We start from the raw sequence: 14036 nt of genomic DNA, 5'->3' as shown, positions 1-14036 counted from the left end.
GCGAATGTCGCAGGTGAACATTGACCTGCATCAAAGACCCGGGGGCGAATCTTGCCGATCAATGCCTGGGAACGCGCTCCAGCACATAGGAAAGCCAGAATGAGACATCGGACCCCATTCGCCAGACCCGGCCTGCTGGCCTCGGCAGCACTGGCCCTCGTCCTTGGGCCGCTTGCCGCTGTCGCCCAGGATCAGGCGCCCTCTGCCGATATCAAGACCAAGCTCGAGGATCACAAGACCCGGACCGACAACCGCTACGAGCCCTCGCTCGACAACCTGTCGCAGCAGCCGGTCACCGCCCCCGGCGCCCCCGAGGGCGTCGAGGCCCTCTCCGAGGCCGATTTCACCGAGGCGAGCAAGATCTATTTCGAACGCTGCGCCGGCTGCCACGGCGTGTTGCGCAAGGGCGCGACCGGCAAGGCGCTGACCCCCGACCTGACGCGCGAGCTGGGCTTTGACTATCTGCAAAGCTTCATCACCTACGGTTCGCCCGCCGGCATGCCCAACTGGGGCACCTCGGGCCAGCTGTCGCCCGAGGAAGTGGACCTGATGGCGAAATACCTGATGCTCGACCCGGCCGCGCCGCCGGAATTCGGCATGAAGGAAATGCGCGAATCGTGGAAGCTGCACGTCAAACCCGAGGACCGTCCGACCAAGCAGGAAAACGACTGGGACCTGGACAACCTGTTCAGCGTCACCCTGCGCGACACCGGCGAGGTTGCGCTGATCGACGGCAAGACCTATGAGATCAAGTCGATCCTCGAGACCGGCTATGCCGTGCACATCAGCCGCATGTCCGCCTCGGGCCGCTATCTGTTCGTGATCGGCCGCGATGCCAAGGTCGACATGATCGACCTGTGGATGAAGGAGCCGGCCGTCGTCGCCACGATCAAGGTGGGCGCCGAGGCGCGCTCGATCGAGACCTCGAAGATGGAAGGCTATGAGGACAAATACGCCATTGCCGGCGCCTATTGGCCGCCGCAATTCGTCATCATGGACGGCGCGACGCTCGAGCCGCTCAAGATCAAGTCCACCCGCGGCGTCACTACCGACGAGCAGGAATACCACCCGGAACCGCGCGTGGCCGCGATCCTCGCCAGCCACTACAGGCCCGAGTTCATCGTCAACGTCAAGGAAACCGGCAAGATCCTGCTCGTGGACTATACCGACCTCGACAACCTCAAGACCACCGAGATCGGCGCCGAGCGCTTCCTGCACGACGGCGGGCTTGACGCCTCGCACCGGTATTTCATCACCGCGGCGAACGCGCGCAACAAGCTGGTCGTCATCGACACCAAGGAAGGCAAGCTGGCCGCGATCACCGACACCGGCGGCCAGACCCCGCACCCGGGGCGCGGCGCGAACTTTGTCCACCCGACCTTCGGGCCGGTCTGGGCGACCTCGCACATGGGCGACGACTCGATCGCGCTGATCGGCACCGACCCCGAGAAGTTCCCCGACAATGCCTGGAAGATCGTCGACAGCTTCCCGGCGCTTGGTGGCGGCTCGCTGTTCGTCAAGACGCACCCGACCTCGAAGCACCTCTATGTCGATGCCACCCTGAACCCGGAGGCCGAGATCTCGGGCTCGGTCGCGGTCTTCGATGTCACTCAGATGAAAGGCGACAGCACCGACCCCGAGTTCAAGACCCTGCCCATCGCCGAATGGGCCGGCATCTCGGAAGGCCAGCCCCGCGTCGTGCAGGGCGAGTTCAACAAGGACGGCACCGAGGTCTGGTTCAGCGTCTGGAACGGCAAGGACGAGGAATCGGCCATCGTCGTGGTGGACGACAAGACCCTGGAACTGAAGCACGTCATCAAGGACAAGCGTCTGGTCACCCCGACCGGCAAGTTCAACGTCTTCAACACCAAGGGCGACGTCTACTGATCGCCGGCAACCAGGGGCGGGGGCGGTCAGCGCCCCCGCCCAGGCAGCTTGAGGAAACGGGGTTCGCGATGAAGGGCAAGGTTTATCTGATCGGTGCGGGACCGGGCGATCCGGACCTGCTGACCGTCCGCGCGCTGCGGCTGCTGCAATCGGCCGATGTCGTGGTCCATGACCGGCTGGTGTCGGACGAGATCATGGCGCTGGTGCCGGCCCGCATCCGCCGAATCGCGGTCGGCAAGGCGTCGGGGTTTCATCCGGTGCCGCAGGAGCGCATCAACGAGATTTTGGTGGAACTGGGCGGCGCCGGCCTGGTGGTGGCGCGGCTGAAGGGGGGCGATCCCACGATCTTTGGCCGCGGCGGCGAAGAGCATGAGGCGCTGGCCGCCGCCGGCATCGCTTGCGAATATGTGCCCGGCATCACCGCGGCGCAGGGGGCCTCGGCCGCGGCGGGATTTCCGCTGACGCATCGCGGGCTGGCGACCGGGCTGCGCCATGTCACCGGCCACCGCGCGCGCGACCAGGCGCTGGACCTGGACTGGGCCTCGCTCGCCGATCCGCAGACGACGCTCGCCGTCTACATGGGCGCCGCCAACATGGCCGAGATCGCGCGCGAGCTGATCGCCCATGGCATGCCGGCCGACCTGCCGGTGCTGGCGATCTCGCAGGCCAGCACCCCGCGCGAGCGGCGGCTGCGCGCGCCGCTCGCGGCCATCGCCGCGGAACTGGCGCTGACGCCGTTGCCGGCGCCCCTGCTGTTCGTCATCGGCCATGTCGCGGCCATGGCCGAGGTGCAGCCGGTGCCGGCCGGACAGGTGCTGCAGCCGGATGTGCGGCTGGCGGCGCATGGCTAGGCTTTTCGCCCTGCTGATGCTGCTGGCCGGCGCCGGCCCGATCACCGAGGACCGCGCCGCGGAACTGCGCCATCTGGTGCGGCAGGACTGCGGCTCGTGCCACGGGCTGCGCATGACCGGCGGGCTGGGCCGGGCGATCACCCCCGAGGCCCTGGCCGGGCGCGACCCGGCCGATCTGGCCGCCATCGTGCTGGACGGCATGCCCGGCACCGCCATGCCCGGCTGGCGGCCGCTGCTGAGCGAGGACGAGGCGCGCTGGATCGCCGACTATCTTCTGAAGGATGTGAACTGATGCTTAGGACCCTGCTGGCCGCCCTGATCCTTGCCACCCCGGCACTGGCCGACGATCTGCGCGGCACCGGCGATCTTGGCCTGATCGTCGAGCGCGAGGCCGGCTCGCTGCTGGTGGTGGACCGCAGCGAACGCGCCGCCCTGGGCCGCATCGAGGGCCTGGGCGATCTGTCGCACGCAAGCCTCGTCTATTCCCCGGACGAACGCTTTGCCTATGTCTTTGGCCGCGACGGCGGGCTGACCAAGGTGGACATCCTGACGCGGCAGATCGTCAAGCGCGTGGTGCAGGGCGGCAATTCCATCGGCGGCGCGATCTCGGACGACGGCCGGCTGATCGCGGTGGCGAATTACGAACCCGGCGGGGTCAAGGTCTTTGACGCCGAGACGCTGGATCTGGTCGCGGACGTGCCCATGGGCTCCAAGACGGTGGGCATCGCCGATGTGCCGGGCTCGCGCTTTGTCGTCGCCACCTGGGATACCGGCGAGGTCTGGCTGCTGGATCACTCCAAGGACCCGGCAAATCCCGCGATCACCACGCTCAAGGACGTTGGCGCCAATCCCTATGACGCGCTGCTGACCGCGGACGGGCGCAAATACATCGTCGGCCTCTTTGGCGAAAAGGGGCTGGCGCAGGTCGATCTGTGGCAGGACCCGCCGCAGGTGACGCGCTTCCTGCCCGATTACGGCAAGGACCAGCCCGATCTGCCGGTCTACAAGATGCCGCATCTGCAGGGCTGGACCCTGGCCGACGGCATCTATGCCCTGCCCGCCGTGGGCCTGCACCAGCTTTTGTGGGTCGATGCCGGCACCCTGGCCGAGACCGGGCGCACCGAACTGGCCGGCCAGCCGGTCTTTGCCCTGGCCCGCCCCGACAAGCGCGAGGTATGGGTGAATTTCGCCCCGCCGAACAATGACAAGCTGCAGGTCGTCGATACGCTGACCCGGCAGGTGATCGACACGCTGACCCCGGGCAAGGGCGTGCTGCACATGGAATTCGCCCCGCGCGGCCAGGAAGTCTGGCTTTCCGTCCGCGACGAGAACCGCGTCGAGATCCGCGACACAAGCACCCGCGAGGTGCTGGGCCAGATCGAGGCCCGCGCACCTTCCGGCATCTTCTTTACCGACCGCGCGCACAGGACGGGCTTGTGATGGACGATCTGGACCTGCGCCTGCTTGACGATTTCCAGCGCGACCTGCCGCTGGTGCCGCACCCCTTCGCCGCCATGGCCCTGCAACTGGGCACCACCGAACCCGAGGTGATCGCACGGCTGGCCCGCCTGCTGGGGGCGGGGCGCATCTCGCGCGTGGGGGCCACCTGCCGGCCGAACACCGCCGGCGCCTCGACGCTGGCGGCCTTGCGGGTGCCCGAGGCCCGCGTCGATCAGGTCGCCGCCCTGGTCGGGGCCGAGCCGGGCGTGAATCATTCCTACCTGCGCGAGGGCGACGACTGGAACCTGTGGTTCGTTGCCACCGCCCCCGACCAGCCGCGCCTTGACGAAAGCCTGGCCCGGATCGAGGCCGCGACGGGGCTTGCCGTGCTGTCGCTGCCGCTGGTTCGCGCCTTCAACATCGACCTTGGCTTTCCGCTGTCGGGGCCGCGCCGCAGCATGGCGCTGGACCGGCCCGCCGACATGACAGCGCTGCGCGAAGGCGACCGCGAACTGATGCAGGCGCTGTCCTCGGGCCTGCCGCTGGTGGCGCGCCCCTTTGCCGCGCTGGGTGCGGAAGACGCGGTGATCGCCCGCATCCGCGCGCTGGCCGACGCCCGCATCCTGACCCGCGTCGGCGTCATCGTGCGCCATCGCGCGCTTGGCTGGCGCGAAAACGCCATGGTGGTCTGGCGCCTGCCCGATGAAGCCATCACCGCCGCCGGCCGGGCGCTGGCCGCCGTGCCCGGCGTCACGCTGTGCTATCAGCGCCGCACCCTGCCCGGCACCTGGGACTGGCCGCTGTTTTGCATGATCCACGCCCGCACCCGCCCCGAGGCGCTGGCGGTGCTCAGCCGCGCCCGCGCCCTGCCGGAACTGGCCGGGGCCGAGCACCGCATCCTGTTTTCCACCCGCTGTTTCCGCCAGCGGGGCGCCATCATCACCGAGGCCGCCGCATGAGCCGCAAGACCCTGCCCACAGGGGCGCTGGACGCAACCGACCGCGCCATCCTGAATGCCCTGCAAGAGGGATTTCCCCTGACGCCGCACCCATATGACGATGCCGGCGCCGCCCTGGGACTGTCGGGCGAGGCGCTGATCGCGCGCCTCTCGCGCCTGCGCGACATCGGTGCCATCACCCGCTTCGGCCCGTTCTTCGACGCCGCCGCCATGGGCGGCGCCTTTTGCCTGTGCGCGCTTTCCGCCCCCGAGGCCGAATTCGAGCGTATCGCGGATCTGGTCAACGCCCATCCCGAGGTCGCGCACAACTATGCCCGCGACCATGCGCTGAACATGTGGTTCGTGCTGGCCACGCCGACGCCCGAAGGCATCGGCGCCACGGCCGGCGCCATCGAGGCCGAGACCGGGCTGACCGTCTGGCAATTCCCCAAGCAGCATGAATTCTTCATCGGCTTCCGGGTGGCGGCATGAGCACGCCCGACCCGACCGACCGGCGCCTGATCGCCGCCACCCAGGCCGGCCTGCCGCTGGTCGCCGCCCCCTATGCGCAGATCGCGCGCGATCTGGAGCTGTCCGAATCCGAGGTCATCGCCCGCCTGTCGGCGATGCAGGATCGCGGCGTCATCCGCCGCATCGCCATCGCCCCCAACCATTATGCGCTGGGAATGACCGCCAATGGCATGAGCGTCTGGGACGTGGATGACGCGCAGGCGCTGGACCTGGGCGCGAGGATCGGGGCGCTGGATTTCGTCAGCCATTGCTATCTGCGCCCGCGCGCCCCGGTCTGGCGCTACAACCTGTTTGCCATGCTGCACGGCCATACCCGCGCCGAAGTCGAGGAAAAACGCACGCAGGTCCGTAACCTGCTGGGCGCCGCGCTTCGCGCCGATGACATCCTCTATTCCACCCGGATCCTGAAAAAGACCGGCCTGCGCCTGCGCGAAGGCTGAAAGAGAGGCCCCCATGTTCCGCCTGACCCAATACATGCACCAGCTTCTGGACCCGACCCCGGTGCGCCGCCGCGCCTCTGCCGGCGGCGTCAAGCCGGTGGTGATCTGGAACCTGACGCGCAGTTGCAACCTGAAATGCCGCCATTGCTATACCGTCTCGGCCGACCGGCCGTTCCCGGGCGAGCTGACGCATGACCAGGCCATGGATGTGCTGCGCGACCTGTCGGATTTCCGCATTCCGGCGCTGATCCTTTCCGGAGGCGAGCCGATGTCGCGCTTCGACTTCTGGGAACTGGCCGAGGAGGCGCGGCGGCAGGATTTCCGCCACCTGTCGCTTTCGACCAACGGCACCAGGATCAATGCCGGCAATATCGACCGGCTGGCGGATCTGGGCTTTGACTATGTCGGCATCTCGCTTGACGGCATCGGCGCGGTCAACGACTGGTTCCGCGGCGTCGAGGGGGCATTCGAGCAGGCGCTGGCCGGTGTGCGGGCCTGCAAGGCGCGCGGCGTCAAGGTGGGCTTGCGCTTTACCCTGACCGAGGGCAATGGCCACAATCTGCCCGCCATGCTGGACCTGTGCCGCGACGAGGGCGTGGACAAGTTCTATCTGTCGCATCTGGTCTATGCCGGGCGCGGCGACAAGCACCGGGGCGAGGATGCCGAACACGACCACACCCGCCGCGCCATGGACCTGTTGATCGAGCGCGCCTGGGCGGCGGTGGAAAGGGGCGAGGGCCTCGAGGTCGTCACCGGCAACAACGACGCCGACGCCGTCTATTTCCTGAACTGGGCCACCGCGCGCTTTGCCCCCGATGCGGTGGCGCATCTGCGCGCGCATCTGGAAAGCTGGGGCGGCAATTCCTCGGGGCTGGGGGTGGGCAATATCGACCCGCAGGGCCGTGTGCACCCCGACACCTACTGGTCGGACTATACGCTGGGCTCGGTCAAGGAGCGGCCGTTCTCAGAAATCTGGACCGGGGACGACCCGATGCTGGCGACGCTGCGCACGCGGCCGCGGCCGCTGAAGGGCCGCTGCGGCGCCTGCGCGCATCAGGCGGTCTGCGGTGGCAACACCCGCATCCGCGCGCTGCAACTGACCGGCGATCCCTGGGCCGAGGACCCGGCCTGCTATCTTTCGGCGCAGGAAATCGGCGTCGCCGACGCCGCGCGCCTTGCCGTCACGCCATTCCGGGGGAAAAGCCATGATCCGGCGCATCGTTTCCATTAGCCTGCTGCTGGCCGCGCCGCTGGCTGCCCATGCCGATGCGGCGGGCGATTTCACCGAACATTGCGCCTCATGCCATGGCGAGGACCGGCTGGGCGGCACCGGCCCGGCGCTGATCCCGGAAACGCTGGGGCGGCTGAAGGGCATCGAGGGGATCATCGCCGAGGGCCGGGTCTCGACGCAGATGGAGGGCTTTGCCGACCGGCTTTCGCCCGAACAGATCTCGGCGCTGGTCGCCTATGTGCAGGCGCCGCTGGACAGGGTGCCGGAATGGAGCCTGGCGCAGATCGCCGAAAGCCGGCAGATGAACGCCGACTACCGCCCGGTCACCGCGCCGGTGTTCAAGGCCGATCCCTTGAACATCACGCTGGTGGTGGAAACCGGCGATCACCATGTCAGCGTGCTGGACGGCGACACATTCGAGGTGCTGGATCGTTTCGCCACGCCCTTTGCCGTGCATGGCGGCCCGAAGTTCAGCCCCGACGGGCGTTTCGTCTACATCATGTCGCGCGACGGCTGGGTGCAGAAATACGACATCTGGGCCCTGCATGAGGTCGGCCGCATCCGCGCCGCGCTGAACAGCCGCAATATCGCCATCAGCCCGGACGGCGGCCGCATCGCGGTGGCGAACTATCTGCCGGAGAGCCTGACCATCCTCGATTCCGACCTGAACCCGGTCAAGGTGATCGCCACCGAGGTCGCAGGCAAGCCCAGCCGCGTCAGCGCCGTCTATCAGGCGCCGACGCGCGAAAGCTTCGTGCTGGCGCTGAAGGACGCGCCCGAGGTCTGGGAAGTGTCCTCGCGCGACCTGTCGCTCCGCCGCATCCCGATCGACGAGCCACTGGACGATTTCTTTTTCTCGCCCGATTACAGCCAGTTGATCGGCGCCAATCGCCAGGGCGACAAGGGCGTGGTGATCGACCTTGACGACGGCCACAAGGTGGCGGAACTGCCGCTGCCGGGGATGCCGCATCTGGGCTCGGGCATCACCTGGGAACGCGACGGCCGCCGCGTCATGGCCACCCCGCATCTGGGCGAAGGGGTGCTGTCGGTCATCGACATGCAGGACTGGTCGCTGGTCAAGCAGATCAAGACCGACGGGCCGGGCTTTTTCCTGCGCGGCCATGCCTCCAGCCCCTATGTCTGGGCAGATGTGTTCTTTGGCCCGAACAAGGACAAGATGCACATCATCGACAAGAACACGCTGGAAATCGTCCAGACGCTGGCCCCCTTCCCCGGCAAGACCTTTGCGCATACGGAATTCACCCGCGACGGCAGCCACGTGCTGGTGTCGCTTTGGGAAGACGACGGCGCGGTCGTGGTCTATGATGCAAAGACGCTTGAGGAAGTCAAACGGCTGCCGATGCGCAAGCCGTCAGGAAAATACAATGTCTGGAACAAGATCACCTTCGAAGACGGAACCAGCCACTGAACTGTGGTCGGTGCCGAAACTGGCCCTGCTGTTCTATCCCTTCGCGGCTTCGGCGGTCTGGATCAACCTGTTCATGGCCTCGCTTCTGCTCAGCTGGCTGGGCCCCGAGGTGCTGTCGCCGGCGCGCGCGATCTGGGTCTCGCTGGGCCTTGGCGTGCCGGCGGCCTGGGCCGCGGCGCGCTGGATCCGCAGGCTGCTGGAACGCACCTGAAAATCAGCGCAGGCGCGGGACCTGCCCCGCGGCGCTGCCCCCCAGCGCCGGCGGTCGTGGTCCGCCCGTGGCCCAGTCCAGCAGTTCCGCGGTATGGACCACCGGCACGCCGGTCCCCGCGCCGATCTGCATCATGCAGCCGATATTGCCCGCCGCGATCACCTGCGGCGCCAGCGCCTCAAGCGTTGCCACCTTGCGCGCCTTCAGCTCGCCCGAGATCTGCGGCTGCAGCAGATTGTAGGTGCCGGCCGAGCCGCAGCACAGGTGGCTGTCCTTCGGCTCCAGCACGGCAAATCCCGCCGCCGCCAGCAGGTCCTTGGGCGCGCCGCGGATCTGCTGGCCGTGCTGCAGCGAACAGGCGGCGTGATAGCCGACACGCAGCGGCTCGGCATGGCGGGCGTCGGAAAGCCCCAGATCGGCCATGACCTCGGTGATGTCGCGCGCCAGCCCCGCCACGCGGGCGGCATCCGCGGCCAGCGCCTCGCCCGCGAACATATGCCCGTAATCCTTGACCGTGGTGCCGCAGCCCGAGGTATTGATCACCACCGCATCCAGCCCTTCGCCAGCGATCTCGGACATCAGGGCGCGGATATTGGCGGCGGCCATGGCATGGCTCTGGCCGGTCTTGCCCATGTGATGGCTCAGCGCGCCGCAGCAACCCAGACCTTTGGGGATCACCACCTCGCAGCCATGCCGGCGCAGCAACCGGATGCTGGCGTCGTTGATGTCGGTGTTCAGCGCCCGCTGCGCGCAGCCGATCAGCAGCGCCACGCGCCGGCGCCGCGGACCCTCGGCGGCAAGAACCTGCGGCGCGTCGTTGCGGCTGGGCGGCGGCAGGTCGCGCGGCGCCATCTCGAGCATGGCGCGCAGCCGCGGGTCGGGCAGCAGCCCGCGGAAGGGCCGCGCCACCCTGGCCCCCAGAAGCGCCATGCGAAAGCGCCCGGGATGGGGCAGGATCCAGGCCAGGACGCCGCGCAGCATGCGTTCCGACAGCGGGCGGCGATAGTTCCTTTCGACATATTCGCGCGCGTGATCGACCAGATGCATGTAATGCACCCCCGAGGGGCAGGTGGTCATGCACGACAGGCAGCTGAGGCAACGGTCGATGTGCCTGACAGTTTTCGCATCCGGCACGCGGTCGTTTTCCAGCATCTCCTTGATCAGATAGATGCGGCCGCGCGGGCTGTCCAACTCGTCCCCCAGCACCATGTAGGTCGGGCAGGTCGCGGTGCAAAAGCCGCAATGCACGCAGGCGCGCAGGATCTCGTTGGCGCGGGCGGTGCCGCGGTCGGCCAGTTGCTCGGGGGTGAAATTCGTCTGCATGTCAGCGCACCATCAGCCCGGGATTGAGGATACCCGCCGGGTCGAAGGCGCGGCGCAACCCGTCCGAGAGCCGGGCCACCGCCGGCGCCTCGGGGGGAAAGGCGGGGCCGGCAAGGCCGGCGCGGCGGATCAGCGTCGCGTGGCGGGCAATGCCGCGCAGCTGCGCCGCCGTGCCCGGACCCGCATACCAGACCAGCCCGCCACCCCAGTCCAGCAGGGTCCGCCCGCCCAGCGTCTCCAGCGCCTGCACCACGCCCGGCGCCTCGGTCGGCTTGACCAGCAGCCGCCACAGCGGCGCCTCGCTGCCGGCAAATATGCCCAGATCGCGCAGGCCCTGCCACAGCGCCTGCGTCGCGGGCGCGTCGAGGAACTCGACCTCATGCGGGTGCATGAGCGCACTCAGGCGTTCGCGGCGATAGGCCAGCTGCGGGCCGATGCCCTCGATGCGCAGCCAGGCGCTACCGCCATGGAAGGCCGCGCCCGAAACCTCATGGGGCGTGGCCAGAGCGGCCGAGAACAGCCCGACCGCCTGCGCCGCGTCCAGCCCGTGCACGGCCAGCGTGCCGCGCTCGGGCAGATGCGGCAGGGTCTTCAGCACCACCTCGCTCAGCACGCCCAGCGTGCCGAAGGCGCCGCCCTGCAGCTTGACCAGATCGAGGCCGGTGACGTTCTTCATCACCCGGCCGCCGTTTTTCAGGATGCGCCCCTGCCCGTCGACGAAACGCAGGCCCAAGATATGGTCGCGGCAGGCCCCGGCCAGCAGTCGCCGCGGCCCCGACGCATTGGCTGCCACCATGCCGCCGACGGTCGGGCGGCCGTTGCGGCCCAGCACGGCGCGCATGTCTGGCGGCTCGAAAGCCAGGGCCTGGCCCTCGGCCGCCAGCATGGTCTCGATCTCGTCCAGAGGTGTGCCGGGGCGGGCGATCAGCACCATGTCGCCCGGCGCATAGGTGACCACGCCGGTCAGGCGCGACAGGTCCAGGACTTCGCCGGAAAGATGCCCGGTCTCGACGCGGGTGCCGCCGCCGCGGATGCGCAGGGGTGCATGGCCGCGGCAGCACCCGGCGATGATTTCGGCCAGTTCCGCCTCGGTCGCGGGGGCCAGTGCGCCTTGCAGGGCGGTGCTCATTCTGCGGCGGTCCTTTCGCGGCTGGGCTGGCTGACCTCCAGCGGGAACACTTTGGCCGGGTTCAGCAGCCAGCCGGAGTCGAAGGCGGTCTTGACCTGCATCTGGATCGCCAGATCGTCGGTGTTGTATTGCTCGGTCATCAGGTCGCGCTTTTCGATGCCCACGCCATGTTCGCCGGTCAGGCAGCCGCCGACCTCGACGCAGAGCCGCAGGATGTCGGCGCCGCAGGCCTCGGCGCGCGCCAGATCGCCGGCTTTGTTGGCGTCGAACAGGATCAGCGGGTGCATGTTGCCATCGCCGGCATGAAAGACATTGGCGATCTCAAGCCCGTGCTGGCGCGACAGCTCGCCGATCATCTTCAGCGTGTAAGGCAGCTGCCCGACCGGCACCGTGCCGTCGAGGCAGATATAATCGCCCAGCCGGCCCATGGCGCCGAAGGCCGATTTTCGCCCCTTCCAGATCAACAGCGATTCGTCGGCATTGCGGCTTTCGCGGAACTCGATCGGCTCCAGCTCCATGGCGATCTCGCGCACGCGGGCGATCTGCCAGGCGATCTCCTCCTGCGAGCCCTCGACCTCGACGATCAGCACCGCCGGGCAGTCGGGATAGCCGGCATGGGTAAAGGCCTCGACGGCGCGCAGGCAGACCTCGTCCATGTATTCGATGGCCACCGGCAGCATGCCCGAGCGGATGATGCGCGCCACGCATTCGCCGGCGACCTCGGCGCTGCCAAAGCCGATCAGCACCGGGCGCGCGCCCTCGGGGCGGGGCAGGATGCGCAGCGTGGCCTCGGTCACGATGCCGAGCTGGCCTTCCGAGCCGCAGAGCAGCCCCATCAGGTCCAGCCCCGTCGGACCCATTTCCGGCCCGCCCAGTTCCACCACCTCGCCCGAGGCCAGAACCACGGTGGCGCCCAGCAGGTTGTTGGTGGTGACGCCGTATTTCAGGCAATGCGCGCCCCCGGAATTCATCGCGATATTGCCGGCGATGGTGCAGGCCAGTTGCGAGGACGGGTCGGGGGCATAGAAAAAGCCGCGCGGTTCCAGTTCGGCGCTGACCGACAGGTTGGTGACCCCGGTCTGCACGCGGATCAGGCGGTTCGCGGTGTCGATCTCCAGCACCTCGCGCAGGCGCATGGTGCCGATCACCACCGAATCGGCCGTGGGCAGCGCGCCGCCCGACAGCGAGGTGCCGGCGCCGCGCGGCACCACCGGCACGCGCAGCCGGTGACAGACGCGCATCGCCGCCGCGACCTCTTCGGTGCTGCGCGGCAGCACCACGGCCAGCGGCGGGCAGCGATAGGCGGTCAGCGCGTCGCATTCATAGGCGCGGGTCTCGTTCGGGTCGGAAATCACCGCATCTTCGGGCAGCACGTCGCGCAGCGCGGCGACAATCTCATCGGTGCGGGCGATGATGGCGGCATCAGGAACAGGCATGGCGATGCTGGACAAGGTGTTCTCCCCGGTCTGGCCATGGGTTCTTGGTATGGGTTTCAGGCCATGGCTGTCAATTCGGTCGGCAGTCCGGCGCAAGCATAGCAGAAATTCCGCCTGCGGGGCATGGCATGACCGGGGCTGGCGATCAGGGAAAGATGGGCGCCAGCATCAGCCCGGCGGTTTCCTCAAGCCCCAGCATCAGGTTGGCGTTCTGCACCGCCTGCCCGGACGAGCCCTTGCACAGGTTGTCCAGCGTCGAGACGACCAGCGTGCGCCCGGAAATGCGGTCGCCGATGACGCCGATATGGCAGAAGTTCGAGCCCTGCACATGCGCCATCGCCGGCAACTGGCCAAAGGGCAGCACCAGGATGAAGGGTTCGTCGGCATAGGCGGCGGCCAGCGCCTCATGCACCGCCCGCGGCTCGCCCTTGAGATAGCACGAGGCGAGGATGCCGCGGTTCACCGGCACCAGATGCGGGGTGAACTGGATGCGCACATTGCGCCCGGCCAGGGCCGAGAACTCCTGGTCGAATTCGCCAAGATGGCGGTGCTTGCCGCCCTGGGAATAGCCGGCGACATCCTCGGAACGCTCGGCAAACAGCATGTTTTCCTTGAGCGAGCGCCCGGCGCCGGAAACGCCGTTCTTGAGGTCGCAGATGATGTCGTCAAGGTCGATCAGCCCAGAGCCGATCAGCGGGCGCAGCGCGAATTGCACCGTCGCGGCGTTGCAGCCGGTGCCGGCGACCAGCCGGGCACCCCGGATCTGGTCACGATAGAACTCGGTCAGGCCATAGACCGCCTCGGGCTGGACCTCGGGCGCGGCATGGTCAAGCCCATACCATTTACTGTATTCCGCCGGGTCGCGCAGGCGGAAGTCGGCGCCCAGATCGACGATCTTCACGTCTTTCGGCAGTTGCCCGACCAGCGGCTGGCTCAGCCCGTGCGGCAGGGCGCAGAACACCAGGTCGATGCCCGAGAAGTCGATCTCCTCCATGCGCAGCAGCTTGGGCAGTTGCAGGTGGCGCAGATGCGGGAACACCTCGTCATAGCCCTGCCCGGCCTTGCGGTCGGCCGACAGCGCCGCGACCTCGATGCCCGGATGCGTGGCCAGGATGCGCACCAGTTCGGCCCCCGTATAGCCCGAGGCCCCAAGGATGGCAGCTTTGAACGTCATGTCGTGATCCCGGTTGA

Annotated in this window: 14 protein-coding genes; 10 read left to right on the top strand and 4 right to left on the bottom strand. The window is 68.2% G+C overall.

Translation table 11 applies throughout. The features are described 5' to 3' along the window. Positions 1-99: 99 nt before the first annotated feature. The 10 genes from WMK75_RS05475 (at position 100) to WMK75_RS05430 (ending at position 8957) form a co-directional block, all read left to right on the top strand. Positions 100-1887 carry a nitrite reductase gene (locus tag WMK75_RS05475; protein WP_347266651.1) on the top strand — a complete coding sequence of 596 codons (1788 nt, stop codon included), beginning with the start codon at positions 100-102 and terminating at the stop codon, positions 1885-1887. A 68-nt stretch (positions 1888-1955) separates the two neighbouring features. Continuing rightward, positions 1956-2738 (top strand): uroporphyrinogen-III C-methyltransferase, encoded by a 783-nt coding sequence (cobA, locus tag WMK75_RS05470; protein WP_347266650.1) that lies wholly within the window; start codon positions 1956-1958, stop codon positions 2736-2738. Next, a complete protein-coding gene (locus WMK75_RS05465; protein WP_347266649.1) occupies positions 2731-3030 on the top strand; it encodes a cytochrome c in 300 nt (99 codons plus the stop codon). The genes cobA and WMK75_RS05465 overlap by 8 nt, the downstream gene beginning before the upstream one ends. After that, positions 3030-4178: a cytochrome D1 domain-containing protein gene (locus tag WMK75_RS05460; RefSeq protein ID WP_347266648.1), complete on the top strand. Its 1149-nt coding sequence runs from the start codon at positions 3030-3032 to the stop codon at positions 4176-4178. The genes WMK75_RS05465 and WMK75_RS05460 overlap by 1 nt, the downstream gene beginning before the upstream one ends. Continuing rightward, positions 4178-5137 (top strand): AsnC family transcriptional regulator, encoded by a 960-nt coding sequence (locus WMK75_RS05455; protein WP_347266647.1) that lies wholly within the window; start codon positions 4178-4180, stop codon positions 5135-5137. Before WMK75_RS05460 ends, WMK75_RS05455 begins: the two co-directional genes overlap by 1 nt. Beyond that, positions 5134-5607, top strand: a complete 474-nt coding sequence (locus WMK75_RS05450; protein ID WP_347266646.1) for an AsnC family transcriptional regulator — start codon at positions 5134-5136, stop codon at positions 5605-5607. The genes WMK75_RS05455 and WMK75_RS05450 overlap by 4 nt, the downstream gene beginning before the upstream one ends. After that, positions 5604-6086, top strand: coding sequence for an AsnC family transcriptional regulator (locus WMK75_RS05445; protein ID WP_347266645.1), 483 nt, complete (start codon positions 5604-5606; stop codon positions 6084-6086). Before WMK75_RS05450 ends, WMK75_RS05445 begins: the two co-directional genes overlap by 4 nt. A 13-nt stretch (positions 6087-6099) precedes the next feature. Beyond that, positions 6100-7317, top strand: coding sequence for a heme d1 biosynthesis radical SAM protein NirJ (nirJ, locus tag WMK75_RS05440; protein ID WP_347266644.1), 1218 nt, complete (start codon positions 6100-6102; stop codon positions 7315-7317). Further along, on the top strand, positions 7292-8746 hold the full coding sequence (locus WMK75_RS05435) for a cytochrome D1 domain-containing protein (protein ID WP_347266643.1): 1455 nt from the start codon (positions 7292-7294) through the stop codon (positions 8744-8746). Before nirJ ends, WMK75_RS05435 begins: the two co-directional genes overlap by 26 nt. A gap of 10 nt (positions 8747-8756) precedes the next feature. After that, positions 8757-8957, top strand: coding sequence for a hypothetical protein (locus WMK75_RS05430; protein WP_347266642.1), 201 nt, complete (start codon positions 8757-8759; stop codon positions 8955-8957). Between the two features lie 3 nt (positions 8958-8960). On the opposite strand, the gene glcF is transcribed toward WMK75_RS05430, so the two are convergent. The 4 genes from glcF to argC form a co-directional block, all read right to left on the bottom strand. Further along, positions 8961-10280: a glycolate oxidase subunit GlcF gene (glcF, locus tag WMK75_RS05425; RefSeq protein WP_347266641.1), complete on the bottom strand. Its 1320-nt coding sequence runs from the start codon at positions 10278-10280 to the stop codon at positions 8961-8963. A gap of 1 nt (position 10281) precedes the next feature. Beyond that, a complete protein-coding gene (locus WMK75_RS05420; RefSeq protein WP_347266640.1) occupies positions 10282-11409 on the bottom strand; it encodes an FAD-binding protein in 1128 nt (375 codons plus the stop codon). Beyond that, a complete protein-coding gene (locus WMK75_RS05415; protein WP_347266670.1) occupies positions 11406-12851 on the bottom strand; it encodes an FAD-linked oxidase C-terminal domain-containing protein in 1446 nt (481 codons plus the stop codon). Before WMK75_RS05415 ends, WMK75_RS05420 begins: the two co-directional genes overlap by 4 nt. 139 nt (positions 12852-12990) lie before the next feature. Continuing rightward, on the bottom strand, positions 12991-14019 hold the full coding sequence (gene argC / locus WMK75_RS05410; protein WP_347266639.1) for an N-acetyl-gamma-glutamyl-phosphate reductase: 1029 nt from the start codon (positions 14017-14019) through the stop codon (positions 12991-12993). Between the last annotated feature and the right edge of the window lie 17 nt (positions 14020-14036).

It is taken from the genome of Paracoccus sp. (in: a-proteobacteria), assembly GCF_039808215.1.
Taxonomy (GTDB): domain Bacteria; phylum Pseudomonadota; class Alphaproteobacteria; order Rhodobacterales; family Rhodobacteraceae; genus Paracoccus.
This window is presented reverse-complemented; position numbering and strand designations above follow the sequence as displayed.